Source organism: Bifidobacterium magnum (genome assembly GCF_000741255.1).
Classification (GTDB): domain Bacteria; phylum Actinomycetota; class Actinomycetes; order Actinomycetales; family Bifidobacteriaceae; genus Bifidobacterium; species Bifidobacterium magnum.
The window spans coordinates 135,198-162,092 of record NZ_JGZB01000003.1; the positions used below are offsets into that span (position 1 = coordinate 135,198).

Annotated in this window: 22 protein-coding genes and 2 tRNA genes; 14 read left to right on the forward strand and 10 right to left on the reverse strand. The window is 61.3% G+C overall.

Going from position 1 to position 26,895, the window contains the following annotated elements:
• Positions 1-151 precede the first annotated feature (151 nt).
• The 4 genes from BMAGN_RS02560 (at position 152) to BMAGN_RS02575 (ending at position 2,742) form a co-directional block, all read left to right on the forward strand.
• Positions 152-225: transfer RNA gene (locus BMAGN_RS02560), tRNA-Arg, on the forward strand.
• A gap of 39 nt (positions 226-264) precedes the next feature.
• A tRNA-Arg gene (locus BMAGN_RS02565) sits at positions 265-338 on the forward strand.
• 236 nt (positions 339-574) lie between these two features.
• Positions 575-1,954 (forward strand): Na+/H+ antiporter NhaA, encoded by a 1,380-nt coding sequence (locus BMAGN_RS02570; RefSeq protein WP_022859153.1) that lies wholly within the window; start codon positions 575-577, stop codon positions 1,952-1,954.
• Entirely contained in the window at positions 1,951-2,742 is a 792-nt protein-coding gene (locus BMAGN_RS02575) for an LOG family protein (RefSeq protein ID WP_022859154.1), read from the forward strand. The genes BMAGN_RS02570 and BMAGN_RS02575 overlap by 4 nt, the downstream gene beginning before the upstream one ends.
• A 41-nt stretch (positions 2,743-2,783) precedes the next feature.
• Here the strand turns inward: BMAGN_RS02575 and BMAGN_RS02580 are convergent, their stop codons facing one another.
• The 7 genes from BMAGN_RS02580 to BMAGN_RS02610 all read right to left on the reverse strand — a co-directional run bounded on the left by BMAGN_RS02580 (position 2,784) and on the right by BMAGN_RS02610 (position 10,889).
• On the reverse strand, positions 2,784-3,443 hold the full coding sequence (locus tag BMAGN_RS02580; protein ID WP_022859155.1) for an O-methyltransferase: 660 nt from the start codon (positions 3,441-3,443) through the stop codon (positions 2,784-2,786).
• Between the two features lie 5 nt (positions 3,444-3,448).
• Complete coding sequence (locus tag BMAGN_RS02585) at positions 3,449-4,390, reverse strand: succinate dehydrogenase/fumarate reductase iron-sulfur subunit (protein ID WP_022859156.1); 942 nt, start codon at positions 4,388-4,390, stop codon at positions 3,449-3,451.
• 163 nt (positions 4,391-4,553) lie between these two features.
• Positions 4,554-6,482, reverse strand: coding sequence for an FAD-binding protein (locus BMAGN_RS02590; protein ID WP_026501853.1), 1,929 nt, complete (start codon positions 6,480-6,482; stop codon positions 4,554-4,556).
• 52 nt (positions 6,483-6,534) lie between these two features.
• Positions 6,535-7,911, reverse strand: a complete 1,377-nt coding sequence (locus tag BMAGN_RS02595; protein ID WP_022859158.1) for a DNA-processing protein DprA — start codon at positions 7,909-7,911, stop codon at positions 6,535-6,537.
• Between the two features lie 2 nt (positions 7,912-7,913).
• On the reverse strand, positions 7,914-9,443 hold the full coding sequence (locus BMAGN_RS02600) for a YifB family Mg chelatase-like AAA ATPase (RefSeq protein ID WP_022859159.1): 1,530 nt from the start codon (positions 9,441-9,443) through the stop codon (positions 7,914-7,916).
• Positions 9,434-9,901 carry a YraN family protein gene (locus BMAGN_RS02605; protein WP_022859160.1) on the reverse strand — a complete coding sequence of 156 codons (468 nt, stop codon included), beginning with the start codon at positions 9,899-9,901 and terminating at the stop codon, positions 9,434-9,436. Before BMAGN_RS02605 ends, BMAGN_RS02600 begins: the two co-directional genes overlap by 10 nt.
• A gap of 118 nt (positions 9,902-10,019) precedes the next feature.
• Positions 10,020-10,889 carry a pyridoxamine kinase gene (locus BMAGN_RS02610; RefSeq protein WP_022859161.1) on the reverse strand — a complete coding sequence of 290 codons (870 nt, stop codon included), beginning with the start codon at positions 10,887-10,889 and terminating at the stop codon, positions 10,020-10,022.
• Positions 10,890-11,167: 278 nt separating this feature from the next.
• Here BMAGN_RS02610 and BMAGN_RS02615 point away from each other — a divergent pair, with 278 nt between their 5' ends.
• From BMAGN_RS02615 to ychF, 9 genes are all read left to right on the forward strand, one after another.
• On the forward strand, positions 11,168-12,826 hold the full coding sequence (locus tag BMAGN_RS02615) for an ABC transporter ATP-binding protein (RefSeq protein WP_022859162.1): 1,659 nt from the start codon (positions 11,168-11,170) through the stop codon (positions 12,824-12,826).
• Positions 12,816-13,577 (forward strand): energy-coupling factor transporter transmembrane component T family protein, encoded by a 762-nt coding sequence (locus BMAGN_RS02620; protein WP_022859163.1) that lies wholly within the window; start codon positions 12,816-12,818, stop codon positions 13,575-13,577. Before BMAGN_RS02615 ends, BMAGN_RS02620 begins: the two co-directional genes overlap by 11 nt.
• A 151-nt stretch (positions 13,578-13,728) precedes the next feature.
• Complete coding sequence (locus BMAGN_RS02625) at positions 13,729-14,514, forward strand: ABC transporter ATP-binding protein (protein ID WP_022859164.1); 786 nt, start codon at positions 13,729-13,731, stop codon at positions 14,512-14,514.
• 77 nt (positions 14,515-14,591) lie between these two features.
• The gene (locus tag BMAGN_RS02630; protein WP_156095715.1) at positions 14,592-15,734 is read left to right on the forward strand and encodes a DUF7134 domain-containing protein; all 1,143 of its coding nucleotides are present in this window, start codon (positions 14,592-14,594) and stop codon (positions 15,732-15,734) included.
• Positions 15,731-16,468: a response regulator gene (locus tag BMAGN_RS02635; protein ID WP_022859166.1), complete on the forward strand. Its 738-nt coding sequence runs from the start codon at positions 15,731-15,733 to the stop codon at positions 16,466-16,468. Before BMAGN_RS02630 ends, BMAGN_RS02635 begins: the two co-directional genes overlap by 4 nt.
• A gap of 29 nt (positions 16,469-16,497) precedes the next feature.
• Positions 16,498-17,835 carry an alpha/beta fold hydrolase gene (locus BMAGN_RS02640; protein WP_022859167.1) on the forward strand — a complete coding sequence of 446 codons (1,338 nt, stop codon included), beginning with the start codon at positions 16,498-16,500 and terminating at the stop codon, positions 17,833-17,835.
• Positions 17,836-17,874: 39 nt separating this feature from the next.
• On the forward strand, positions 17,875-18,678 hold the full coding sequence (proC, locus tag BMAGN_RS02645; RefSeq protein WP_026501857.1) for a pyrroline-5-carboxylate reductase: 804 nt from the start codon (positions 17,875-17,877) through the stop codon (positions 18,676-18,678).
• A gap of 9 nt (positions 18,679-18,687) precedes the next feature.
• Positions 18,688-20,265: an L-serine ammonia-lyase gene (locus tag BMAGN_RS02650; RefSeq protein WP_033510549.1), complete on the forward strand. Its 1,578-nt coding sequence runs from the start codon at positions 18,688-18,690 to the stop codon at positions 20,263-20,265.
• A 49-nt stretch (positions 20,266-20,314) separates the two neighbouring features.
• A complete protein-coding gene (gene ychF, locus BMAGN_RS02655) occupies positions 20,315-21,409 on the forward strand; it encodes a redox-regulated ATPase YchF (RefSeq protein WP_022859170.1) in 1,095 nt (364 codons plus the stop codon).
• A 126-nt stretch (positions 21,410-21,535) separates the two neighbouring features.
• Here ychF and BMAGN_RS02660 read toward each other — a convergent pair whose 3' ends face one another.
• Positions 21,536-21,967, reverse strand: a complete 432-nt coding sequence (locus BMAGN_RS02660; protein ID WP_022859171.1) for a PH domain-containing protein — start codon at positions 21,965-21,967, stop codon at positions 21,536-21,538.
• 168 nt (positions 21,968-22,135) lie between these two features.
• A complete protein-coding gene (locus tag BMAGN_RS02665) occupies positions 22,136-22,474 on the reverse strand; it encodes a hypothetical protein (protein WP_022859172.1) in 339 nt (112 codons plus the stop codon).
• A gap of 300 nt (positions 22,475-22,774) precedes the next feature.
• Between BMAGN_RS02665 and BMAGN_RS02670 the strand changes: the two genes are divergently transcribed.
• Entirely contained in the window at positions 22,775-23,845 is a 1,071-nt protein-coding gene (locus tag BMAGN_RS02670; RefSeq protein WP_026501859.1) for a YeiH family protein, read from the forward strand.
• A gap of 97 nt (positions 23,846-23,942) precedes the next feature.
• On the opposite strand, the gene BMAGN_RS02675 is transcribed toward BMAGN_RS02670, so the two are convergent.
• Positions 23,943-26,711 (reverse strand): heavy metal translocating P-type ATPase, encoded by a 2,769-nt coding sequence (locus tag BMAGN_RS02675; protein WP_026501860.1) that lies wholly within the window; start codon positions 26,709-26,711, stop codon positions 23,943-23,945.
• Between the last annotated feature and the right edge of the window lie 184 nt (positions 26,712-26,895).

A 26,895-nucleotide genomic window follows, 5' to 3' on the forward strand; every position in this document is an offset into this window, starting at 1 on the left:
TCTCAGGGGCTCCATTCCGCGTAATCGGCCAAAATTCGGGGGGGTATGACGTTTGTCAGGCGACACGCCGTGATTTGCTCTCTAGCGCAAGTAGGCTTATATTAATCGAGTTGCTTGAAGCAAGCAAGAGATTGCAGCTTCAATAACAGTTGCGCGAGTAGCCCAGCGGATTAGAGCAGCTGACTACGGATCAGCAGGTCGCAGGTTCGAATCCTGTCTCGCGCACTTAGCCATGAAGTGCTGAAATATGCATGGCGTGGCGTTGCGCGAGTAGCCCAGCGGATTAGAGCAGCTGACTACGGATCAGCAGGTCGCAGGTTCGAATCCTGTCTCGCGCACTTGCAACCCTTGTTCGCGCATGCGTTCAAGGGTTTTTCCAATTCTGTAGCTAAAAATTGCAGTAGTTCATATGTAAATTGCCCATATTTATAGATTGGGTCATATATATAAATAGGTAGCCATCAAAATAGAGGGTTTTGTTAACGTGGGCCCATATTTCTTCTTTCCGTGGACTGTCCCCAGTATGATGGAGACGGAAAAATAAGCAATACGGGTATTACGTGGTGGAGGATTCATGAGCTCAGCAAGACACAGTATATGGAACGGCATCCGGCGCGTAGCCGCATCGGACCGAATCTCCGGCCTGATCATGCTGGGATTCGCGCTTGCCGGCCTGTTGCTGGCGAATATTCCCGCCACGGCCCATTTCTTCATGGAACTGGAACATTTCCATATCGGCATTCCGGGCACCAATATCGACATGGGACTCGGGCACTGGGCCCAGGACGGCCTGCTGACCATCTTCTTCCTCGTGGTGGGCCTTGAACTGCGACAGGAAATAACTACGGGCTCGCTTGCCAATCCCAAGGCGGCGGCCGTGCCGATGCTGTGCGCGGTAGGAGGCATGCTTGTGCCGCCCGTGCTGTTCCTCGCCGTCATCTGGCTGTTCTCGAATTTCGGCAGCGGGGATCCCGGATCGTTGATGCTCGCCACAGGACAAGTGTTCCCGTTCGGGGAAACGGTGCACGGCTGGGCCATTCCTACCGCCACGGACATCGCGTTCTCGCTTACGGTGCTTGCGCTGTTCGCCAAGGCGCTGCCCGGATCCATCCGCGCGTTCCTGATGACGCTTGCCACCGTGGACGATCTGCTGGCCATCATTCTTATCGCCGTATTCTTCTCGTCGCTCAACTCTTGGTACTGGTTCGTGGGCATCGCCATTTGCGCCGTGGCCTGGTATTTCCTCGTACGCATGAAAAAGGTGCCATGGTTCGGCATCGCCGTGATCGGCATTCTCGCATGGGTCATGATGTATGAGGCGGGCGTGCACCCGACGTTGGCCGGCGTGCTTGTAGGCCTGCTCACTCCGGCCCACGCCATGCACGGCGAACGCAGCCCGCGCGCGGAACGCTACGCGGAAAAGCTCCAGCCGTTCTCGGCGCTGCTGGCCTTGCCGATCTTCGCATTGTTCGCCACGGGCGTCCACTTTGATTCGCTCACGCCGCTGCTGCTTGTCTCTCCGATCGTGATCGCGCTGATTGTGGCGCTTGTGGTCGGCAAGCCGCTGGGCATCATGCTCGTCGCATGGCTTTCCACGCATGTGGGATCGCTGAGCATGCCCAAGGGCTTGCGTGTACGCGACATGCTGCCGGCATCCGTGGCCTGCGGCATCGGTTTCACCGTGTCCTTCCTCATCGCCTCGCTGGCCTACAAGAACGCTGAGCTTTCAGCGGAAGCGCGCTTCGGCGTGCTGCTGGCGTCGCTGATCGCCGCTGCCATCGCCGGAATCCTGCTCTCGCGCCAGTCCAAGCGCTTCGCCGCCATGCACCCGAAGCTCGAAGAGACGCTTGAGGAACTCGAAGAAACACCGTCCGACGAGACGCAGTCCGTGCTGCAAGACGGTACGGTAGTGGTGAGTCAAACTATGAACAGGAAACGTGAGGCACATAAATGACCGCAATGAACGGTAACGCCCAACCGGACAACCATGACGAGGAACCGGCGAAACACTCGCCATTCGCGCAAACTTACCGCCAAGGCTCGGTAATTTTCCGCGGCAACATGATCCCGAGCGAAAGCTCCACGGAAACATTGCTGCAGCCTGACCAGGCCGACTGGATCCACCATGACCCGTGGCGCGTGTTGCGCATCCAGTCCGAATTCGTGGAAGGATTCGGGGCGCTCGCCAATTTGGGGCCGGCCGTCTCGATCTTCGGCTCCGCCCGTGTCAAGGCCGACGACCCTATGTACGGGGACGCCTACGAGATGGGCAAGCGCATTGCCGAACAGAATATCGCCGTGATCACTGGCGGCGGTCCGGGCATCATGGAGGCCGCCAACAAGGGCGCCGCGCAGGCCGGTGGCGTGTCCGTGGGCCTCGGCATCGAGCTGCCGTTCGAGCAGGGCATTAACGAGTGGGTGAATCTCGGCATGAGCTTCCGCTACTTCTTCGTGCGCAAGACGATGTTCGTGAAATACGCTTCGGGTGTGATCATTTGCCCGGGCGGATTCGGCACGATGGACGAGACTTTCGAACTGCTCACGCTCGTGCAGACGCACAAGGTGGCGTCCATTCCGATCGTGCTGTTCGGCACGGAATACTGGAAGGGCCTGTTCGAATGGCTTACGGGCCCCGTGGCCGCGCACGGCATGATTTCCGAATACGACCCGTCGCTTGTGACGATTACCGACGACGTGGACGAAGCAGTGCGTGTGGCCACGAGCGGCATCGCGCGCGCATAAACGGCTTTAACTAGATTGCAGGACTAGGATTAGCGGCGTGCTTATCGCATTACGGCGAGTAGCACGCCGTTTCCGCAAGAAGAGAGGGATGTGACGAAACGGTCGTCTTCCTCAACCGTATGGATGAGCGCGCGCATGGCGACCGTTTTCTGGCTGCGGTCGGCGCTGTTGAACACGGCGGCGTCCTTGCGGTCCATGGCCATGATGTTGGTGAACGCCACAATGCCATGCTGGCGCAGCAGGCGCGGCGCCATGGCGAACGCGGTGGTGTAGTTGGACGGATCCCCGCATACGACAATCAAGTCATAGTCGCTGGCGTTCAATCGCGGCAAAAAGGTGGCGGGACTCGTGCTTACCGTGCGCATGGTGGCACGCGTGTGCACGCGCGCGAAGAATTGGCGGATCTGCTCGGCTCCCGCCAACGAGGAGTCCACGGCGGTAAGGCTACCGCCGGCGTCAAGCGCGTCGATGAGCTGGGCGGCCTCCACCAACGCGCTTGTGCCCACAATGATCGCGGAAGTGACATGATGGGCGATGGCGAGTGTACGCAGCAACGTTCCCTGCTCGGCGGAGGGCTGGGGCATATTGCGTTGCGCCGCCCTGGTCCTGGCCTGCTTCACGAGTTCCGGCTCGCGCGCCAGCTCGTGCTCCTCCGCATACCTCCATGCCTTGGCATGGTTCACAAACGTTGCTTTATCCATAAGGGTCAGCGTTCCTTGACTTGGGCGATAAGCTGCCAGACTTCTTCGCCAACATCAATGCCCTTGGGACACGGACGCGAGCAGGCGCGCACGGACTGGCACGCCTGGACGCCATCGGCCGTATCGATCATTTCCAGACGTTCCTCGGTGGCCTCGTCGCGCGAATCGTTCACAAAACGCGACTGCGCGATGAGCGCGGCCGGTCCCACAAACGCTTCACCGCCCGCATACACGGGGCAGGAGCCTTCACATACGCCGCAGGCGATGCAGTTGGTCAGCACTTCATAGCGCGCCAGCTGCTCGGGGCGCTGCAGGTATTCGAATACGTCCACCTTGCCGTCGTGCGTGGTGGCGAGGACGCCGTCGGCGATCAGGTACGGCTTCATTCTGCGAATCTGGTCAAGCATCGGATCAATATCCACGATCAGGTCGCGCAGGACGGGGAATCCGGGCAGCGGTCCAACATTGATGACGCCCAGATCCACAGGCTGCGAACCGTCTTCGGACCGCGCGGGATCGGAACCATCGGATTCGGGCTCCTTCACGCGTTCGACCGAACCGGTGGGACGGAAACCGTCATTATCGGTTCGCGACGGCTGGGCCACGTCGCGCAATTTGGCCGTGCACAGCAGCGTGGGGGAGCCGTTGATGGCCACGGCATCGGATCCGCACATGCCGTGGCCGCACGAATAGCGGAACGCGAGGCTCGGGTCCTCAACGCGTTTGATATGCAACAGCGCGTCCAATACCGTGCTGTCGGCGGGAAGCGTGACCGTATACTCCTGCTTCCAAGACTTGCCACGTGCGCGGCGCGGGGCGCGCGACGAGCCGAACGGCGATCCCTTCTTCGCGAATGGGCTTGCCGAACGATTGCGTTCGCGTTCGCGTTGGGCGCGCGGGGTGAAACGCTGCACACTCAGCGTCACCGTTGCCAGATTGGCCCCCATAACATCCCTTCCTGCTGTAATCGTTGCTACCAGTGTGGCATAATCGGTAGCTCTACGCCACCCGCCACTATATCTCTACTATGTATGTACACATGTGCGCGCCCGCACGAGGCGGGTGCACACCATCCCCATCACCCATCTCGGCTATGGGACGGAGGGGCCATTAATAGGCGCGCGCTCCCGGACCATAGTCCACAATGTGCACGGGCTGCCAGGAGACCGTCACTTGCGCCTCCTGCGGGCCGTCCGCAACAGTGTCGTCCCCGGGCTTGCCTGCCGGCACAAAACGCGTCATGGAATGGCACAGGAATTCATCGTCGTTGCGGTCCGGATAATCCGTACGCTTCAAGGAGCCGCGGGATTCATGGCGCGCCAGGCTGGCGGTAAGCATGGCCGTGGCCAAGTCGAGCATGTGGGAAGCCTCCCAGATGGCCGTGAGCTCCTGGTTGAACGCGGCCGTATCCATATGGGTGCGCATGCCGGCGAGCTGTTCGCGCAACGCGGCCACGCCATGAAGCGCGTCCGTAATGCTCTGCTCGTCGCACAGCACGGCCATATCACGGTCCATAAGCGCGCCAAGATCGGACATGAGCCCGTATACGTTGTGTTCGATATCCGACGTCTCCGATTCGCCGTCTTCGGCTTCCTTGGCGTCCGCCGCGACCAGCAAATCCTTCATATGCGCCGTACGCAGATCCACCGCGGCATCCATGACGGTATCGTCCGAAGGGTCGGCGAATTCCTCGTTGATTTGGGCCGGGTCCTCGGCAATGGAGCGCGCCACCTGCTGGCCGGCGCGCGTGCCGAACAGGCAGGCGTCCAGCAGCGAGTTTCCGCCCAAACGGTTCGCGCCGTGCACGGAAACGCACGAGCATTCACCGGCCGCAAACAGGCCTGCAATGTCGTGGCGGCGCTCGCCGTCCCATGTGTACACCTGTCCCTCGGTGGTTACGGGAATGCCGCCCATCGTGTAATGGGCCGTGGGCTTGACGGCCACCCAGTCGCGTGTGGGATCGAGGCCCGCATACATTTCCACGGTTTCCACCACCTGTGGCAGCACGGCGTGCATATGGTCGGGGTCGATGCCCGTCATGTCCAGCCATACGCAATCGTGCGGACCGTCCGGGTCTTTCGGATCGGCCACGCCGCGGCCGGCCTCGACTTCGGCGCGAATGGCGCGGCTCACCACGTCTCGGGCGGCCAAATCGCCATGGTCGGGAGCGTAGTTCACCATGAACGCTTCGCCCAAGGCATTGCGTAAGGTGCCGCCTTCGGCACGGCTCGCCTCGGACAACAAAATGCCCGTATGGCCCAGTCCGGTGGGATGGAACTGCACGAACTCGCTATCTTCGATCTGCAAGCTGGCGCGCAACACGAGGCCCATGCCGTCGCCCGTCAGGTCCCATGAGTTGGAAGTGGTATGGAACAAACGTCCCGCGCCGCCCGTGGCCAACACCGTGTGCTTGGCGCGCACCGCATGCGTGGCTCCAGAATGCGTGTCAAGCGCGACCACGCCCAGGCAGCGTTCGCCGTCTTCGCTGAGTACCAGGTCGGACGCGTACCATTCCTCGGCGAATTCCACACCGTAATGGATGCACTGTTGCCAGAGCGTCGTCAGGATTTGGTGGCCGATGCGGTCGGCCGCGTAGGCCGCGCGCTCCATGGGCTCCATGCCGAAATTCTTGGTGTGGCCGCCGAAACGGCGCTGCGCGATGTGGCCGTCGCCCGTACGCGAGAACGCCACGCCGGAACGCTCGAGATTGATCACGGTCATCGGGGCGTCCTGGGCGAGGATTTTCGCCGCGTCCTGGTCCACGAGCCAGTCGCCGCCCTTGATCGTGTCGTAGTAGTGCCACTGCCATTCGTCAGGCTCAATGTTGCCGAGGCTGGCCGCGATGCCGCCTTCCGCGGAACCCGTGTGGGAGCGTAGCGGTTGCAGTTTGGAAATGACGAGCACGCGCGGCTCGACCCCCTGGTCTTTCAGCTGGGTGAACTCTTCGCTTCGGTACATGCCCAACGCCGCGCACAAACCTGCGGCGCCGGCGCCGATGATGATCGCGTCGTACATGTCTTGAACATTCTTGGGACTCATATGTTCGATTGTAGCGACGACGCTGCCGGAGGGCTCGCGAGCGGCGGCATGGTCAGCACAACCGCGGCTGCGTAGTCCTTGACGAGTTGTTCGCGTGCGCGATGGCGTATGTTCCGCGCGCATATCGCACCACTCCCGCCTCCTGCAACTGGGCGAGCGCACTCATCAATGCGGAGGCTTCCAGCGGTTCCTCGCCAGGCTCGCGCACGGTGTTGACCATGATGAGCAGGTTTTCCATGCTCGCGTCCTCGTGCCTGCGCCTGCAACGGCGGATCGCGGTAAGAATGCGCCGGGATGGCAATGTGGAGCCGGAGGGCGGCGAAGAAGCGACATGGATATCGGAACATAATGACGACGCTTCGGCCAGCGACGCGAACAGCATGGCCTTGCTGGTGGCGATGAGGCGGTTGCATCCCGTCCAGTCGGGCTGTGTGATGGAACCGGGTACCGCATACACTTCGCGTCCCATTTCATTGGCCCATTGCGCGGTGTTCAGCGCACCCGAACGTAAGCGGGCCTGGGTGACGATCACGGCGGAAGACATCGCGGCGATCAGGCGGTTGCGCAACAGGAACCGGCGCGGTTCGGGAACGGTTCCGCGGCACATTTCACTGACCAGCGCGCCGTTGTTTGAACGGATCGCCTGAAACAGGCGGCGGTTCACACTGGGACCCACATGGTCGAGCCCTCCCGCGAAAAACGCGATTGTGGATCCTTGCGCGCCGGACAGTTTCGCTTCTATGGCGCCCCAATGCGCCGCCGCGTCGGTGCCCATGGCGCCGCCCGAAATAATGTTGTGCCCTTGCTCGGCGGCGCGATGGGCCACGTCATGGGCGATGACGCGTCCCTCGTCCGTGACGGCGCGCGATCCCACGACGCCAAGCGGAAACGAACAGCGTACCAGCGTTTCGGGATCCCCGCACACCCACAGGCACAACGGTTGCGCCCAGTCGCTGCGAATCGGCAGGTCGTTGAGCTGGCCCGGCCACCACGGCGAATGGGAACACACCACGTGCCAGTCGCCATGGTGCGTCACCCAATCATCCCAGTCGCGCGAGCCCGGCATGTGCGGAATGGTTTCCACGCGTTCGCGCCAACGCCGTATCGCCTCGAGACAGGCGGCCCGCGTCTTGTCGGGATCGCGCACGGGGCGTCCCGTACGCGCCATGCCCGTGACAATACGTTCGCATAGCGCCGGTTCCGTGCCTTTCGTGTCATGCGGATGGGTGAGCGCCGCCCAGGCATCCGCGGCGCATTCGAATCCCGCCAGCAGCATGTGCATGATCATGTCGGCGCCGTCGCTGCAAAAGGCGAGCGCGCTACGGGCGGTGGTTTCCTCGTCAAGACGCAGGCCGGGGCGGCATGTGGCGGATGGTGCGGGCGCCGGTGCGGAGAATGTGGAGGACATGGCGGATATGGGTTCGTTCATGGTCAGGACACTTTCGTACGGAGCATAAGGGCTTGGCGGACGTGGTCCGCGCTGGGGGCGCCGGCGCCGTCGAGGTCGGCAAGCGTCCAGCTGATGCGCATGGCGCGGTGGGCGCCGCGCAGGCTTACCATGTGCACGCTTAACGCCTGGTCCATAACGTTGAGCGCGGCCGACGGCGTATGTTCGCGCAGCCATTGGCCACTGGCCTGGGCGTTGCATGTCCATTGCTGTTCGCGGAAGCGCCGTTGGGCTTTGCGTCGCGCGCGGACGACCTGCTCGCGCAACTGGCTGCTGGTGGCGCCCGATTGCCGGGCGGCATGCAGGTCTTGGACGGGCAATACGTCGATCTGGATGTCGATGCGGTCGAGAATGGGCCCCGAAAGGTGCGAGAAGTAGCGGATGCGGTCGCGTTCGCGGCACGTGCAGCGTTCTCCCGACCCATACCCGTATCCGCACGGGCACGGATTGCTGGCCATGACGAGCTGGAATCGGGCGGGGAATGTGGTGGTGGTTTTCGATCTTGACAAGGTAACATGCCCGCTTTCCAACGGTTCGCGCAACGTCTGCAATGCGCGCGGCGCGAATTCGGTGGCCTCGTCCAAAAACAGCACACCGTGGTGTGCTTTGGTCACGAGTCCGGGCTGGGCCACGCCGGAGCCGCCTCCCACAAGCGCCACCGCGGTGGCGGTATGGTGAGGAGCTTCGAATGGTGGCACGTCGCTGATGCCATAGGAGGCGAGATTCCCGCACAGCGAGCGAATGGAGGCGACTTCCAGCTGTTGCGCTTCGGTAAGCGGGCACATGATGCTCGGCATACGCTGGGCAAGCATGGTTTTTCCCGTGCCCGGAGGCCCCACCATCAGCATGTGGTGGCCGCCCGCGGCGGCGATGGCCATGGCGCGTTTCGCCTGTTCCTGACCCATCACCTCGCTCATGTCGCCCGGTGCGGGCGCAGGCCCCGCAGGCCGTGGCGAAGTAGCCAGATCCAACCTTCGCAAGGCTTTCCATTCGTTGGAAGTCTGGCCGCCGAGGCGCTCCACAAGTTCGCCCACATGGTCGACGGGCACGGCGTGAAGATCGGGGACCAGGGCGGCTTCGTCCATGTTGCCGCGCGGCAATACCACCGTGGCGCATCCTTGGCGTTTGGCATACAACAGGATGGGCAGCACGCCTTGGACGGGCAGTACGCTGCCGTCCAGGTTCAGCTCGCCAAGCACTACCGTGTTGTGCAAAGGCGCGGCGGGAATGGCGCGGCATGCGGCCAGCACGCTCGCCGCGATGGCCAGGTCGTGGCTGGAACCGTGCTTGGGTACTGATGCGGGGGACAGGTTGACCGTCACGCGCCCTTGCGGCCACGCGATGCCCGCGGCCTGGCATGCGGATCGCACGCGTTCGCGCGCCTCGGCCAACGACGCGTCGGGCAGCCCGATAATCGAGAAGTAGGGCAGCCCCGAAGAGACGAACGCCTGCGACTGGATCATGAACGCGTGCAATCCCAGCAGTCCCACGGACAGTGTGCTTCCTACCGCCATGGGAACGCCCCTTCTATATGCGTCAATTGCGCATGGTCGCGGACCATGCGGATGGCGATGACGTCGAAGCGTATGTCGGTGTGACGGATGCGTTGCCCATGTTCGGCGAGCCACAGGCACGCCGCTTTGCGCAAATGGCGTTGTTTGGTTGCCGTTACGGCTTCCTGCGGCAGGCCCTGCTGCGTGGATCGACGCGTTTTGACCTCCACGAACACGAGCGAACGCGCGTCGCGGCGCGCCACCAGGTCAAGCTCCCCGTATTGCGAATACCAGTTGCACGCCTCGATGGACCAGCCCAGATATGTGAGCCATTGTGCGGCAAGCTGTTCGCCGTAGGCGCCGAGCTGGCGTGAAGGCATGTGGTTGACGATGGGCGCGTCCGGCAGCGGAATTCTTATGGTGGCGGTTCCGCAGATGTCGGTGGCGGACGTGGCACGTTGGAAAATGTTTTCGCTCATGCCACCAGTGCACCAGAACGAGAACGCCTCCATCAAGCATGATGGAGGCGTGTGGTTTGTTGGCGGTGCCAAACGGGTTCAATGTGGACAACGCCAGCAGTTTTCCACCGTCGCGGAATTATTCCACGAGATCGGTGAGCTCTCCCAGATTCAGTTCGAAGCTCACGCCGCGGCGCTCATGGTCGGGCTGGTGCTGCGTGCTGATCATGGCGTGGCGCACGAATTCACCCGCCACACGGGCCGATTCGGCAAGGTCGCGTCCAGCCATTACGGCGCCGATAAGCGCCGAAGCGAACGCGTCTCCGGTACCGTGCACCATGAACGGCAGCTTTTCGTGAACCAGCTGCGTCTTGTGTTCCACACCTTGGTCGGCGCTCGCCACGAAGTTGCGGATGCGTCCGTCCTCGTGGTCGATGCCCTTGAGCACCACGTTCTTGGCGCCCATTTCGAGCAGCGCCTCAAGAATGGCGTCCACCTTGTTGTCGTCGATGTTCTGGCCCTCGTACGGCAGTCCCGTAAGAATGCTGGCTTCCGTAAGATTCGGCAGCAGAATGTCGGCGCCGTCGGCCAACGTGCCCATGGCCTGGCACATTTCCGCCGTATACGTCGGATACATCTTGCCGCCGTCTCCCATGACGGGATCCACAAGGCGCAGCACGTTCGGATACTCGCGGTACAGGCGCTTGATAATCTCCACCTGTTCGGCGGCGCCTAGGAAGCCCGAGTAAACGCCGTCAAGTTCGACGCCTTCCTTCTGCCATGCGTCCAGATAGTCGTTGAGGATCGGCGTGGTGTCGTGGAACGTGAACACGGGGTAGCGCGTGTGCGCGGAGAACAGCGCGGTCGGCACGGGGCACACGTCGCAACCGGCGGCCGAGAGAATCGGGATGGCGGCGGTCAGCGAGCACTTGCCGTATCCGCACATGTCGTGCACGGCGGCCACGCGCGGGATGTATTCGGGATTGCGATGGTACAGGATGTCGCTCATGGATAATCCTTTCCGGTAGGTCGATAGTTAGCTAGGTACCTATCATAGAGGAAAACTTAAGGAAAAAAGAGGAAAAAGAACAAATGTGAACATTTGCGCTTCGCGCGCACCACGAAAGGTCCCGTTCTGTTGGTCTCGTCTGATATATCATAAAGTGGGACTGGTAATCATATTCCGGTACACGATTTCGTACGGATCTGCCGCATGTTGGATGAAACCGTACCGAGTGCAGCAAATATCGAATATAAGGTGTGTGTTTGTAGGTGCAGGAGCATGGCGTGAACGACGTAATAACCGTAATGAAATTGGGTTGGCAGTACGCGCCGCTGGTACCCGGCGCGAAAGCCGTCACCACGTTGCGCAACGTGAGCTGTTATGTTCAGGACGGCGACTTTGTCGGCATCATCGGGCCCACGGGAGCGGGCAAGACCACACTCACGCGCCTGCTGACGGGCGTGGCCCCGCATGCGATGGCGGGCAAAATTACCGGCTTCGTGCGCATCGCGGGCATGAACATGAAAACCACGTCGATTTCCAATATTTCCCGCCGCGTGGGATACGTATGCCAGAATCCGCAGTCGCAACTGTTCTGCACCACGGTGGAACAGGAGATCGCCTACGCCTTGGAAAACCGCGGCATGCCGCTCGAACAGATGCGCGCCCGCGTCGCGTCGATCATGGACATGCTGCACATTGACGCGTTGCGCGACCGTGATCCGCGAACGCTGTCGCGAGGCGAGGCGGAACTTGTCGCCATCGCGGCCGTGCTCGTGACCGACCCGGAAGTCCTTATTCTCGACGAGGCGACCAGCGCGCTCGACTCGCACAACAAGCGCCTGCTGTTCGCCGTGCTGGACGCCATGCGCAGGGAACGTTCGATGAGCGTGGTGATGGTCGACCAGGACACCAGCGGCATGGCGCAATGGGCCACCTCCATTTTCCTTATGGTGGGCGGCGAAATCATCCGCCGTACCACCCCGCAAATCTTTACGCGCGAACGCGCGCTGCTTGAATCGGTGGGCGTCACGGTTCCCGAGGAGTCTTCCAAGGAGATCCCGCTGTCCGTGGCCGGTCAAAGCGCGGTGCAGGACGCGGTCGTGCAATTCGACCACGTGTCCGTCGCCTATCCGTATACGCCGTCCGAACAGGCCCCGGCCCTACAAGACGTGTCGCTGCAACTGGAGCGCGGCGCCTTTATCGGCGTCACGGGCGCCAACGGCTCGGGCAAATCCACACTCGCCTCGCTGCTCAACGGCATGATCCGTCCCACTGAGGGCCGCGTGCTCGTCAACGGCACCGACATCGCCAAACAGTCGATCGGACGCATGGCTCACACGGTGGGCGTGGTGGAGCAAAACCCCGACACGCAGCTCATCTGCGACACGGTTCGCGAGGAAATCGCCTACGGGCCGCGCAAACTCAAGCTGTCCGACGCCGATGTGCGCGCCCGCGTGGAAGAGATGATCAGCCTGTTCGACTTGTATGCGCTCGAAGATGTGGATCCCAAGTCCCTCAGTTACGGCGAGAAGCGCGCCGTGACGCTCGCGTCGGTGCTCGCCATGCGACCGCCCGTCCTCGTGCTCGACGAGCCCATGTCCGGCCTCGACCAGCGGCTGTCCTCGCGCCTGATGGGATTGCTGGAGCGCATCAACCGCGATGGCACCACCGTCATCATGGTGAGCAACGATACGCGCACCTTGGCCGGCTATTGCACGCATCTCGTGCGTTTGGACAACGGGCAGCTTGTGGATGCGGGCCCCATCGTGCGCGCCACAACGGATCAGAGCGGCACGGGCAGTCCAGCTGTGAACGCGGCCAACGACAACACCACCAGCCCTACAAACGAAGACAAGAACGAACACACCCCGGCGCAACCCAGGACGGTCCGCGGTACGGCGAAGCAGAAGCATGAGGGAACGGAAAAGCATGGACGCTGAATTTTATGTGCACGGCAACGGATGGCTGCATCGGCTCGATCCGCGCGTAAAACTGCTGATGGCGCTCGCCGCCATAGTGCTGTGCTGCGTATGGGGCAACATCATTTTCCTCGCCGCAGTGCTTGTCGCGATCCATGTGGCATTGCTCGTGGACGCCACGCCCATGCGCGCCATCGGTCGCGTATGGAAATACCTGTTGCCGTTCGACCTGCTCGTGGCCATCATCTGGCTGCTCGCCGACCATAGTGGCCAAGACGTGCTGTGGCAAGGAGCGGGCATCCGTATCAGCGCGCAAAGCCTCATGACCGTGGCCGTCGTGTTCCTGCGCATCGCGGACGTGGTGTGGGCGGCGCTGCTCATGCTGCTGACCACAAGCCAGGCGAAGTGGATCAACGGTCTGGCGCGCCTTGGCGTTCCATTCCATGCGGCTACCAAATGGGCTCGGATCATCCGCTGGGTTCCCGCTTTTTCGGCCGCGAACGTGCTCACGTTGCGCGAAAAACAGGCGCGGGGATTGTCTTCGCGTTTCGGAGCCTATATTCACGGGTGGCACGCCACGCGCAAACGCATGCAATGGCGCGACGAGCAAGTCGACATCGCCATGCGCATCCGCGGCTCGCACATGAATCGCGGCACCACGCCGCGCACCTACTACGCCAACGTGCACATGCGCATGATCGACTGGGTGGACCTGGTATTGACCATCGTCGTCATCGCCGCCGTGATCGTCATGATCGTATTCGGCTGGTAGTCGCGCACATAGACCAACGGGGCGGATCATTCGCAAGGATGATCCGCCCGTTCTTTTTCCCTCTCACGTAGGATATGCGCGCCAAGACGCCTCGCATACGGTAGTTCCATAACGAAACGTTACCGGAACAATGCCGGGGAAAGGGGCAACAATGACCGCGGTATCGCCATTATTATCATGTCCACAAGCGGCGCCGGCGCATCGGCTGGAACCCGCCATACGCGCCATCCGTCTCGTCAAGGACTACGGTACGGGAGACGCCACCGTGCACGCGCTGCGCAACATATCCGCCAGTTTCGAGCGCGGCAAATTCACGGCGATCATGGGGCCGAGCGGATCGGGCAAGTCGACGTTTATGCACACGCTTTCGGGGCTCGACACGGTCACGTCGGGAACCGTGCTTGTAGACGGACAGGACATTACGGCCATGAACGACAAGGAGCTGACGTTGCTCAGGCGCAGCACCATCGGATTCGTGTTCCAGAATTTCAACCTGCTGCCCATGTTCACGGCCGCGCAAAACATCATGATGCCGCTTACGCTCGCCGGGCAGCGTTGCGACAAGGAATGGTACGCCACGCTGGTCGATACGTTGGGACTGTCCGGAAGGCTTACGCATTTGCCGAGCCAGCTTTCGGGCGGCCAGCAGCAGCGCGTCGCCATCGCGCGCGCGTTGATCTCCAAACCGAGCGTCGTGTTCGCCGACGAGCCGACGGGCGCGCTCGACTCGGCGTCCAGCGAGGAAGTGCTCGCGTTCCTGCAACAGTCAGTAAGGAAACTCGGGCAGACCGTGGTGATGGTGACACACGACCCGTCCGCGGCGTCGCGGACCGACCGCGCCATTGTGATGGCCGACGGCCGGATTGTGGCCGACGAGCAGCGGCCAACGGCCGAACGCATGAGTGAACTGCTGATGCGCCAGCGTCGGCGCGTGTAACCGGCACGCATATGTTGCCTATATCATTCGTATGGCCGATTGCGGCCATACGAATTTTTTTTCTACGCTCTACCGGTATGAGTCTGGTTGTGCGTCTGTTGCGATGGGCGCGCGCCCATGCGTATGTGGGCGATGTGGCCGGCACGCTATGCCTGATTCTTGTGTTCGCCTTCGCATGGAACGCCACATTCATCCAGTACGGACTGCTGTTCTTTTGGCCGGAGACGGCGTGCCGATGGTGGGAGCGTGGCCGTGCTGCTGCCATTCGCGTTGCGTTCCGCGCGTCCGCGCTCGGTCAACACCATCCGCTCGCCATGGACATCGCCATGGCGCTTATGCTGGTTATAGGCATGGTGTTCGTGGATTCCAACGCCATGTTGTGGGGTCGCGAATATGCGCCTCCGTCCTTGTGGGCGATCCTCGGCCCATGCCTTATGGTGTTGCCGTTGGCCGTGCGCAGAACCATGCCGCAGACGAGCGCCGCGCTGGTCGCGGCCGGCGCATTCGTGGAAATACTTGTGTTCCCGACCATCGGATTTGAATCCGTTGCGGCGATTATTGCGTCGTTTTCCGTATCGTTGTATGCACCGCGCCGCGCATTGCGCCGGGTGGTGCCCGTAATCGCGGCGGACGGATTGTTGCTCGCAGTGCGCGCGTACGGGGAATCATTGGGTTACACCACATTGCTGGACTTGGTCACGGGGAATGTGACACGAAACGTCTCGCAAGGCGCGGTGGAACCTTATAGGGCCGCAGTCGTGATGGGCGGCATCGCGCTGTTGCTCTGCTATGCGGCCGTATTGCGCGGCCGTTGGCACCGTATTGGCGACAGGAACGCGTATGTGCTTCAGGAGCGTGAACGCGAATTGCTGCGCACCCAACAACAGCATCGCGTGCAAGCGGCAAACGAGGAGCGCAACCGTATCGCCTCGGGATTGCAACAGGAAGTGACGGACACGTTGCTGCATGTGCGCCAACGCGCCCGCGACGGCCTCACTATGATCGAGACCGTGGGGCAAGGCGCGACGGGGGAACCCATACGGCAAGCGTTCCAGTCGATCGCGGATCAAGGCCGCCAGGCGCTCGCGCGCATGAGGGAACTGCTGCGCGTGCTGCGCCAAACAGGTTTGACAGGACAAGTCAGCGACGAGCAGCGGGCCCGTATGACGGCGCCGCTGCAGCCCGTACGAGCACAAGGGGAGAGGCAGGAGATGCAATGACATCACCGATTCGTGTACTTATCGCGGACGATCAGGAGCTCGTGCGGGCCGGATTCGCCATGGTTATCGATTCCCAGCCGGACATGACCGTGGTGGGACAGGCGGCCGACGGCGCCGTGGCCGTCCAACAAACGGAAGCGTTGCATCCGGATGTCGTGCTCATGGATGTGCGCATGCCGCGTATGGACGGCATTGAGGCGACGCGCGCCATTACACGGATAACGGATGGCCCCACACGTGTCATTATCCTGACCACTTTCGATCTGGACGAGTACGTGATGGCCGCTATCCAGGCCGGCGCTTCAGGTTTCCTGCTCAAGGACACGGAACCGGAGACACTGCTCTCGTCCATACGCACCGTGGTGCAAGGCAACGCGATTATCGCGCCCACGGCCACCAAACGGCTGATTGAACATATGATGCGCACGAATTTCACGTTTGACCAGGCGGGAGAGGAGGACTCGTCCGCGCGATTGGCGGCCGGCCGTAACGGGGAACGCGACGGGCGAGAGGGGCCGGCCGGCTATCACGACCCTGAACTGGATACGCTCACCGACCGGGAACGCGAAGTGCTTGTGGCCGTGGCTCAGGGATTGTCCAATCAGGAAATCGCCGACAAATTGTTCATCTCGCTGGCCACCGTAAAAACGCATGTGGCGCACGTATTACAGAAAATCCATGCGCGCGACCGCGTGCAGGCCGTGGTGTTCGCCTACGAAAACCATGTGGTATGACCTATCATGTTGCCTGAAAGGACGAGGCCATGACCACACTCAACGATTATTACGTGCCCGGGCTGCACATTAGCGAGCACAGCATCCAGGTTCCGCTCGACTGGAACGGCAAGACGCCGGGCCAAGGGTTCGCGGGGGAGTCTTTACACCTGTTCTACCGGATCGTGGAAGATCCGGCGCGCATCCATGACGAGCTTCCGCTGCTCGTCTTTTTGCAGGGCGGTCCGGGAGGCTCGTGCCCGCGTCCGCTCAACCCCACTTCCGACGGATGGATCGCGGAAGCGGTCAAGCATTTCCGCATTGTGCTGCCCGACCAGCGCGGCACGGGACGGTCCAACCATGTGGACGGTCGCCTGATCGGCCAGATGGACGCCACACAAGGCGCCGACTATCTGCAACGCTTCCTCGCCGACTCCATTGTGCGTGACTTTGAACATCTGCGCCGCACCGAATTCGCGGGACAACAGTGGACCACGCTGGGGCAAAGCTACGGCGGATTCCTGACGCTCACGTACCTGTCGCTGTTCCCGAGCGGCATCGCCGCAAGCTTCACGACGGGCGGCATTCCCCATGTTCCCGGCAACGCCCATGAATTGTATGAGCACACGTTCCGTAAAATGCTCATGAAAAATGCGCGCTACTACGAGCGTTATCCGCAGGACCGCGAACGCGCCGCCGCACTCGCCGACAAGCTTGCTTCCGAATCGCTCATGCTGCCCAACGGCGACCCCTTCACTGTGAAACGCTTGCAAACGCTGGGATCCAGCTTCGGCATGAAACCGAGCTTCGAGCGCGTGCACTGGCTTCTGGACGAGGCGTTCGCCAACGGCGACGGCAGCGTGGACGCCGACAGCCCGCTTACAGAACAATTCCTGTTCGACGTGATGACGGCCACGGACTCCCATCCGCTCTACTGGCCGCTCCAGGAATTCATCTATGCCAACGGCGAGCTCGACGAACCGATTCATTGGGCCGCGCAACAGGTGCGCGACACGATGCCCGAGTTCAACACGGACGCGCGTCCGCTCATGTTCACGGGAGAATGCACGTTCCCGTGGATGTTCGAGCAGGAGCGTCAACTGCGCCCGTTCCGCGGCGCCGTGGAAGAGCTCATGGCCCGCACTCGTTTCGGCGTGATCTACAACGCCGAACAGCTCGAACGCAACGAAGTGCCGCTGCAGGCCGCCGTCTATTACGACGACATGTATGTGCCCAGCGAACTGTCGCTCGACACGCTCAGCCGTGTCGGCCGCTCGCACGCATGGGTGACCAACGAGTTCGAGCATGACGGCGTGCACGGCGACAAAGTGTTCCGCTATTTGCTGGAACAGGCGCGCGATCGCGGCGACCTCGCACATATCTTGTAAACGGAACTTCTCTCAATAGTAAGGAAACTCATTATGGACATGCCAATCACACCAACGGTCGGATTCATCGGATTCGGCAACATGGGCCAGGCCATCGCCAAGGGATGGATCAATGCGGGCGCGCTCGAAGGCAAGAACATTGTGGCCACCGCCGCCCACCTCGACAAGCTTGAGCGCAACACTTCCGCCATCGGCGCCCAAGTGGCCGCCACCGCGCAGGACGTGGTCGCCAATGCGGACATCATCATTGTGGCGATCAAGCCCTACCAGATCAAGCAGGTGGTGGGACCGCTGGCCGACATGCTCGCCGACGACTCCAAGATGCTCATTTCCATCGCCGCCGGTTGGACGCTGAACACCTACAAGGAACTGTTCGGCGACCTTGCGGAACGCATCCACATCCAATGCACGATTCCGAACACGCCGATGGCCGTAGGCAAAGGCGTGCTCGTCACCGAGTCGGCCAACACGCTCACGAGCGAACAAACCGCGCTGTTCGAAGAACTGTTCTCCACAATCTCGCTCGTGGAGCGCGTGGATTCCGACCATATGGGCATCGGCATGTGCATCGCCGGATGCGCGCCGGCCTTCACCGACATGTATCTGGAAGCGCTGGCCGACGCCGGCGTCAAATACGGGCTGCAGCGCCAAACGGCCTACCGTCTGGCCGCCAAAATGATCGAAGGCGTGGGCGCGCTGTACTTGGCCACGCAGGAGCATCCGGGCGCCATGAAAGACGCCGTCTGCTCTCCGGGAGGCACCACGATCCGCGGTGTCGCGTCGCTGGAAGAATCCGCGTTCCGCGGGGCCGTCATCCGCGCCGTCGACGCGATCGAAGCGTAATACGGTAAGATTTGCGGTGTGCTAGACATTTACAAAATCGGCGTGGGCCCCAGCTCTTCCCATACGGTGGGGCCCATGCGCGCCGCGTCCGCCTTTATTCATGATCTGCTCGACCAATATGGCCCCGAACAAGTCGACCGCATCGAAACGACCTTGTACGGATCGCTGTCGCTGACGGGACTTGGCCACGGCACCGACCGCGCCGTCATCATGGGACTGGAAGGGGCGGATCCCGCAACGGTCAACACGGACCGGCTGGCACACATCCGCGAAATCGTGGACGAGGATTCGGCCATCACGATTCCCGGACCGCGCCAACTCACGTTTATATACGAGCGCGATATCGTATTCGAACACTGGCTCAGGCTCGCTCCGCACCCCAACGGCATGCGGTTCAAGGCGACCGACGCGCGCGGAACGGTGCTGCTCGAGGAAGTCTGGTATTCCGTGGGCGGCGGCACCATCGAACGCGGGCGCATTGATGACGAACTCATCGGCATCCACGCCCAACCTCCGGCCCGCGAGCAATCGGACGATCAAGACGATCAAACGGATACGGCCGCACAGGCGCAGGCGGCGGACTGCCAGACGCACACGCCCTACCCGTTCCACACCACTGCGCAACTGCTCGCGCAATGCCGCGACAGCGGACTGACTATCGCGCAACTGGTCATGGCCAATGAAGTGGCCCACTACCTAAGCAAACACGCCGACGAACAGGCGGACATGGACGCGGACACCATGCATCGCGAACCCGCGGACGAGGCCGAGCGCCAGCGCCAACAGGAAAAACGCGCGCAGCGCGCGATCCGCAACCGCCTGCTGCACGTCTGGGACGTCATGAAATCCTGCGTACAACACGGATGCTCGAGCACCGAGGAAGAACTCCCCGGAGGCCTGCACGTCAAACGGCGCGCACCCGCCATGCACCAACGGCTCGCCGCGGGCGCGGACGTGCTCACGCGCACCGAACAGGAAGCGAACGTGCTTGAACTCTCCGACGCCGCATGGGTGAACCTGTTTGCGCTCGCCGTCAGCGAGGAGAACGCGGGCGGAGGACGCGTGGTGACGGCCCCGACGAACGGTTCGGCCGGCATCGTACCCGCCGTGCTCCACTATTACTGGCACTTCGTACGCGGCGCCACCAAAGAGGGCGTTATCGATTTTCTGCTGACGGCCGCCGCCATTGGCTACCTGTTCCGCACCAACGCGTCGATTTCCGGCGCCGAAGTGGGATGCCAAGGCGAAGTGGGCGTGGCGTGCTCCATGGCGGCGGCCGGGCTGTGTGCGGTGCTGGGAGGCACTCCCGAACAGATTGAGAATGCCGCGGAAATCGGTATTGAACACCATTTGGGACTGACCTGCGACCCTGTGGCGGGACTTGTGCAAATTCCATGCATCGAACGCAACGCCATGGCGTCGAACACGGCCATCAACGCCGTACGCATGACGCTGTGCGGGGACGGCTCGCATATGGTGGGTCTTGACGCGGCCATCCGCACGATGCGCGAAACGGGCGAGGACATGCTCGCCAAATACAAGGAGACCAGCCAAGGCGGACTCGCACTGCATGTGGTCGAGTGCTAGCGGCGGCGCGTGACGCGGCTTGGCGACTGGCGCGGGTAAGGTGGTAGGCATGTCTCTTACTATTGGAATTGTTGGTCTGCCAAACGTTGGCAAGTCCACCATGTTTAACGCATTGACCCGCAACAACGTGCTTGCGGAAAACTACCCGTTCGCCACCATCGAGCCGAACACGGGCGTCGTGCCGCTGCCGGACAAGCGCTTGCCCGTGCTCGCCGAACTCGTGCACACGGAAAAGATCGTGCCTGCCACTGTGACCTTCGTGGATATCGCCGGTATCGTCAAGGGCGCTTCCGAAGGCGAAGGCCTGGGTAACAAGTTCCTCGCCAACATTCGTGAAGCCGACGCGATCTGCGAAGTGGTGCGTGCGTTTGAAGACGACGACATCGTCCATGTCAACGGCAAGATCGATCCGGCCGACGACATCGACACCATCAACACCGAGCTGATCCTCGCCGACCTGCAGACGATCGAGAACGCGCTGCCGAAGATGGAAAAGGATCTGCGCGGCAAGAAGATCGAGCAGTCCTACATGGACGCGACGAAGAAGGCCAAGGAAATTCTCGAATCTGGCCGTACGATTGATGAGGCCGCCAAGGCCGGCGAAATCGACAAGGCCGACATTTACGACCTGCACTTGCTGACGGCCAAGCCGTTCATCTACGTGTTCAACGTGGACGACTCCGAGCTGACGAACGAAGAGTTCAAGAAGAAGCTCGCCGACTCCGTGGCCCCGGCCCAGGCCATCTTCCTCAACGCGCAGTTCGAATCCGAGCTTACCGAGCTCGACGAGGCGGACGCGCGCGAAATGCTCGAAGACGCGGGCCTTGCCGAATCCGGCCTCGATCAGCTGGCTCGTGTGGGCTTCGACATTCTCGGCCTGCAGACGTTCCTGACGGCCGGTGAAAAGGAAGTGCGCGCCTGGCAGATCCACAAGGGTTGGACGGCCCCGCAGGCCGCCGGCGTGATTCACACCGACTTTGAAAAGGGCTTCATTAAGGCCGACGTGGTCTCTTACGACGATTTTGTGGGCGCACAAGGTTCCATGCCGAAGATCAAGGACGAAGGCAAGCTTCGCATTGAAGGCAAGGACTATGTGATGCAAGACGGCGATATTGTCGAATTCAAATTCAACGTTAGTAAGTAAGCCACTCGCTGCTTCTAGGACCATAAACGCCGTAAGGCGGTAAGGCGATGGAAGCCAATACAAAACGGCGCGATCCCTGTCCGGATATTTCCAGACGCCGGGATTGCGCCGTTTTGCTATCTTGCCTCACTTGCCGTTGATGCGCGCTCTGTTGCTCAAAGCGAGCTGTCCCAAGTAACGGTAAATGGGAGAAATGTCGAATTTGCGCGGGAACTCCAGCTTGACCGTCTCCAAGCGTTCCTCGCCGCTTTTACGCTGGTAGACGTCGGCCAGGTACGTGATATTGATTTCACTGTCGTCCGCGAAGGCGCCGGCCGTTTCCGCCTCCACATCGACCACCGAATCGAGATGGATGGTCTTGATGCGCATTTTGGCGCCCGTCGTACCCTGTCGGTCGATAAAAATGATGCGGATATTCGTAAAGAGCACGGCGTCGCGGATGAGCTGGTATCCCGAAGAAATTTGTTCGCCATCGAAAAGGAACGCGCCGTATTGCTGCTGCAATTGGTTTTCGTCGACTTTTTGCAGATTGCCGGCCAATGCGTTGAATAGTCCCATAATCGCCGCTCCTTAAATATTGGTACATATCAGTGAATCAAGGCTTCGACTGGGCATTGTACTGATCGCATCCGTGCGTTTCCTGCATGTTCCTGTAGGCATAACCTTATGAACATAAAAAACGCAAGGCCGTGAGGCCTTGCGTCGTGATTGGAGGGGAACTAAGGATTAGAAGTTGGTGGAGCCGTTGTCGTCGCCGATCTGTGCGCCGACGCCGCCGTCTTCGTCAGCTTCGCCGATACGCGGATCGTCGGGATCCATGATGCCGGTTCCGTCGCCGTTGGGGGCCGCCATGCCCACCGCCGGTGAGGTGTCGTCGTTTTCATGTGCCATCAGGGGCGTTTCTTCTTCGCCGTCGCAGTCGGGCGTTTCCCTGATTTGGCCGTTGTCCGTTTCGTTGGTTTGCTCGTCTTGCTGGTTGGCCTCGTTCTGATAGTCGGTATCGCCGTCGCAGCTTGCGCCTTGGTTCTGGTCGAGGGTTTCGTTGGTTTCGTTATTTGTGGACATGTTGTCCTCCTTTGGTGTGGTTGGTTTGGTAAGTACCACACTACGGGCCGAACCCGTGTGAGCGCTGCCAGAACGCTGCGGCAGCGCCTGCGATTGGCTGGCAGTTGGCCAAAAGAAATTGGGCAGATTCGCGACACTTGCCCATGCATTCCCAAGGTTTATGTGCATTGAAAAAAATTGGGTCGATTGGTGGCGTCAGCGGCCGGTAAACGGTGTATTTATTGGTTCCATGCCTCGCGATTTCTTGGCCGATGACCGAACGCAACCGTTTTGCGGCGTGGAGAGCGTTATAAATAAATGGTGAAAGAGTTTTGTCAGAAGTGGGGCAAACGTATCGCCACCCCGCAAATGTTAGTTATTGCCATCGTGACCCTTGCCGCGTCGTTCATTGGCGCATGGCTCAAGCAGTACCCGGGATTGTCGCTGCTGGGCGCCCTGATTATCGCGCTTATCATCGGCATGATCGTCCAGTTCCCGCTGCGCAAATGGTATGTGGGCTCCGACCAGGTCCGCGCCGCCGGTGTGAAGGACGCGGCCGGACTGATCGCCAACAAGCTGCTGCGCCTGGGCATCATCATGCTCGGTTTCAAGCTCAACCTCGACGTGCTGTTCACCACGGGCATCAAGTGTCTGCCGCTCGCCGCAATCATTGTGGCGCTTACCGTTGTAGTGACATACGCGATCTGCCGTTGGCTCGGCGTTGACCCGCTGCTCGCCATTCTTGTGGCCGGTGGTACGGGCATCTGCGGCGCCGCCGCCGTCATGGGCATTTCCGGTTCCATCAAGGTTGCCAAGGACCGCGAAGAAGAAAAGTCGAACGACGAAGTCATCGCCGTGGCCATTGTGGCCATCATGGGCGTCGTCTTCGCGCTCATCGAACTGTTCGTCGGCCCGCTGACCGGCCTGACCGACACGCAGCTCGGCATTATCGCCGGCGGTTCGCTGCACGAAATCGCCCACGCCGTCGCCGTTGGCGCCGCACTCGGCCCGGTAGGCGAGGACATGGCCGTCATCATGAAGCTGTCGCGTGTGCTCATGCTGGTGTTCGCCGCCATCATCATCGCTATTTGGTGGGATAAGACCAAGTCCGAGGTCAAGACCGACGGCAAGCGCAAGGTCGCTTTCCCGTGGTTCATGCTCGGCTTCATCATCGCGTCCATTCTCGGTACGTTCGTTCCGTTCATCCGTGTGGCCGCTCCCGTGCTCGTGGATATCGCCTACATCATCTTGGGCATGGCCATGGCCGCGCTCGGCATCAACGTGAACTTCTCCGTGCTGCTGCACCGCGGACGCAACGCCATGATCGCAAGCTTCATCGCTTCGATCCTGCTCGTGCTGTTCGTGACGCTGCTGGCTGTGATGTTCTTCTGATCCGGCGCAGCTGCCTGTAGCGAATATAGGAGAGCCCGGTCCGCGGATGCTGTTCCGTGGGCCGGCTCTTTATATATCTATATATATCGCTTCCGATTTACTCGGCGTACTTCGCGGGATCTTCGGCGAACGTGCTGGCGCAATGCGGGCTGCAGAAGTAGTACGTCTTGCCTTCATATTCTTGCGTGGATACTGCGTCCTTCGGAGAGATCGTCATGCCGCAAATCGGGTCCAGTACTTTTTCTTCGGCCATATCGGTTCCTTTCTGTTGGGATGGTTGGGAAATTGGTTCTTGAGTTTCTGTGGAAACTGAAGTCAGTGTGAGCGGCCGCTTGCCCTTGCGTATGTGAATATGGCGGATTTGCGCCGGATGGAACGTGCGCAGACGGCTCGCGTTGAGTACCACGGACAGCGAGGAGAACGCCATGGCCGCACCCGCGATCATGGGGCTGAGCAGTACATGGAACGCGGGGTAGAGGACGCCCGCCGCGATCGGGATGCCCAATCCGTTGTATCCGAGTGCAAATCCGAGATTCTCGTAAATGTTGCGCATGGTGGCGTCCGACAGGTCGATGGCCGTCACTACGGCGGTCAGCTCGCCGTTCATGAGCGTCACATCCGCCGATTCGATGGCCACATCCGTACCAGTGCCGATGGCGAGGCCCACGTCCGCTTTCACGAGGGCGGGCGCGTCATTGATGCCGTCGCCGACCATCGCCACCGTGCGGCCTTGGTCCTGCAGTTGCGCGATGACCTGTTCCTTGTTTTCCGGCCGTACGCGCGCCACCACATGGTCGATGCCGACTTCGGCCGCGATATGGCGTGCCGTGGCCTCGTTGTCTCCCGTGAGCATGACCACGTCGATATTGCGCTTGCGCAATTCCTCCACGGCTTTGCGGGAGGTCGGCTTGACCTCATCGGCGATGGCCAGCGCGAGCGCCACATGGCCGTTTACGCTCGCGATGACAGGACTTGCACCATGGGCGGCAAGAGATTGCATCTCATGGGTCGCGCTGTGGAGTTCATGCTCGGGCACTTGCCCCGAGATCAACGTGGCGTTGCCTACAGTGACCTGTGCCGGATCATGACCTTCCAAAGTGACCGTAGCCTTTACGCCTTGGCCGGGAATGGCCGCGAATTTGCTCGGCTTGGCAATGCTTAGACCGCGCTGCTTGGCCGCTTCCACGACGGCCTGCGCCAGCGGGTGCTCGGACACGGATTCGGCGGAAGCAACGAGCGCAAGCGTGGCGTCGTCCACCGTGTCGGTCCATGAGTCGCCCTGGAATGTGCGCATGCCCGTTACCGCGGGCTTGCCGCGCGTGATGGTGCCCGTTTTGTCGAATACCACCGTGTCCACGTGATGCAAGGTTTCCAATGCTTGCGCCGTGCGGAACAGTACGCCGAGCTGTGCGCCTTTGCCTGTGGCAATGGTGATGGACAGCGGAGTGGCGATGCCGAGCGCGCACGGGCAGGCGATCACCAGCACGCTGATCGCCGCGATCAGGCCTCGCACGCCGTGCGGTTGGACGCCCGTGAACCACCAGGCCACAAACGTCCATATGGCAATGAGGATCACGGCGGGCACGAACACGGCGGCCACCTTGTCCGCAATGCGCTGGATCGGGGCCTTGGACGTCTGCGCCTTTTTCACCAGCGCGACGATCTGGGCGAGCGTGGTGTCGGCGCCCACCCTGGTGGCGCGGTAGCGCAGCGTTCCCGTGGTATTGACCGTGGCGCCGATTACCGTGTCGCCTTCGCGCTTCATGACGGGAATGGATTCACCCGTGACCATCGACTCGTCGATTGCGGATTGGCCCGAAACCACCACGCCGTCCACGGGCAGCTTGTCGGCCGGACGGATTTCAAGAATGTCGCCAATCGCCACGGCATCGGTGGGTACCTGTTCCACCGTGCCACCACGGACCACGCGGGCCATGGAAGGACGCAAATCGAGCAGCGAGCGGATCGCGTCGCCCGTGCCGGCGCGGGCGCGGGCCTCAAGCAGTTGACCGAGGATCATCAACGTGATAATGGTGCCCACAGCTTCGTAATACGGTTCACGCGCATCCACCGGCAGCAGCGTAGGCCAAACCGTCACCACAAGGCTATAGCCGAAGGAGGCCACGGTGCCCAGCGTGACGAGCGAGTTCATTTCGGGATTGCGATGGAATATGGCGAGCCATCCCGTACGGTGCACAGGCCATCCGCAATAGAACATGACAGGAATCACGAGCACAAGTTGCAGCCATGGGCTCGTAAGCCAAGCGGGCGCCACGTCGTGGAACCATCCGTGCAAGCCCGGAACCATGGGAAGCATGGCCACACACAGCAGCGGCACCGTGCACACAATGCCCACAATAAGGCGCGTTTTCAACGATGTGATTTCCTTGTCGCGCGCCTCCTTCTCGGCTTGGTCGGTGGCGCCCGTTTGTGCTGCGGCGGGGGTGGCCTGCGCTGGAGTGGTGGCGCGGGTCGCAACATTGCCGGACCCGGCGGCATCGTCTCCCGTGACATGCAAGGAGCCGTGCAACATGTTCATGCCGCACGCAAACGGGTAATCTCCAGGCGCAAGCGCCGGCAAATGCAATGACGTGACGGAATTCTCTGGGAGAGCCTGATCGATTCCTAGATCGGAGAAGACGACATGCGAGGAACATTCGCCGCCCTCCTGGCGGTCGAACACCAGCGTTGTCGGCGTTCCCGCCTCCAATTGAATGACCGCGGGAGTGTAGCCGCCCTTCACCACAATGCGCGCACTCTGGCCGCCATCTTCCATACTGGCCTTCGCGGCGCGTTTGGGCGCGAAGAAATACCAGAGTAACAACGCGCTGACAATCACCGCCGCGCACACTATTGCGATATCCAATGTGCCTCACTTTCCCTCTAATACACGCTCGTACCGGGATGATAAATAGGAAAACCAACGAAAACAAGACCCATTCCGAGATACAGCGTTAAGCGAATCCGGGAATAGGAAGCGTTTCGGCTGCGCTGCAGGAGTAGCCGCGCCCATGGTCCTAGAGTGAAGTCAACATATCTGACGCATCATG

Bases quoted from the DNA above. Each gene is read 5' to 3' on its own strand.
- BMAGN_RS02570 (WP_022859153.1), top strand. From the start codon at position 575: ATGAGCTCAGCAAGACACAGTATATGGAACGGCATCCGGCGCGTAGCC.
- BMAGN_RS02575 (WP_022859154.1), top strand. From the start codon at position 1,951: ATGACCGCAATGAACGGTAACGCCCAACCGGACAACCATGACGAGGAA.
- BMAGN_RS02580 (WP_022859155.1), bottom strand. From the start codon at position 3,443: ATGGATAAAGCAACGTTTGTGAACCATGCCAAGGCATGGAGGTATGCG.
- BMAGN_RS02585 (WP_022859156.1), bottom strand. From the start codon at position 4,390: ATGGGGGCCAATCTGGCAACGGTGACGCTGAGTGTGCAGCGTTTCACC.
- BMAGN_RS02590 (WP_026501853.1), bottom strand. From the start codon at position 6,482: ATGAGTCCCAAGAATGTTCAAGACATGTACGACGCGATCATCATCGGC.
- BMAGN_RS02595 (WP_022859158.1), bottom strand. From the start codon at position 7,911: ATGAACGAACCCATATCCGCCATGTCCTCCACATTCTCCGCACCGGCG.
- BMAGN_RS02600 (WP_022859159.1), bottom strand. From the start codon at position 9,443: ATGGCGGTAGGAAGCACACTGTCCGTGGGACTGCTGGGATTGCACGCG.
- BMAGN_RS02605 (WP_022859160.1), bottom strand. From the start codon at position 9,901: ATGAGCGAAAACATTTTCCAACGTGCCACGTCCGCCACCGACATCTGC.
- BMAGN_RS02610 (WP_022859161.1), bottom strand. From the start codon at position 10,889: ATGAGCGACATCCTGTACCATCGCAATCCCGAATACATCCCGCGCGTG.
- BMAGN_RS02620 (WP_022859163.1), top strand. From the start codon at position 12,816: ATGGACGCTGAATTTTATGTGCACGGCAACGGATGGCTGCATCGGCTC.
- BMAGN_RS02625 (WP_022859164.1), top strand. From the start codon at position 13,729: ATGACCGCGGTATCGCCATTATTATCATGTCCACAAGCGGCGCCGGCG.
- BMAGN_RS02630 (WP_156095715.1), top strand. From the start codon at position 14,592: ATGAGTCTGGTTGTGCGTCTGTTGCGATGGGCGCGCGCCCATGCGTAT.
- BMAGN_RS02635 (WP_022859166.1), top strand. From the start codon at position 15,731: ATGACATCACCGATTCGTGTACTTATCGCGGACGATCAGGAGCTCGTG.
- BMAGN_RS02640 (WP_022859167.1), top strand. From the start codon at position 16,498: ATGACCACACTCAACGATTATTACGTGCCCGGGCTGCACATTAGCGAG.
- proC (WP_026501857.1), top strand. From the start codon at position 17,875: ATGCCAATCACACCAACGGTCGGATTCATCGGATTCGGCAACATGGGC.
- ychF (WP_022859170.1), top strand. From the start codon at position 20,315: ATGTCTCTTACTATTGGAATTGTTGGTCTGCCAAACGTTGGCAAGTCC.
- BMAGN_RS02660 (WP_022859171.1), bottom strand. From the start codon at position 21,967: ATGGGACTATTCAACGCATTGGCCGGCAATCTGCAAAAAGTCGACGAA.
- BMAGN_RS02665 (WP_022859172.1), bottom strand. From the start codon at position 22,474: ATGTCCACAAATAACGAAACCAACGAAACCCTCGACCAGAACCAAGGC.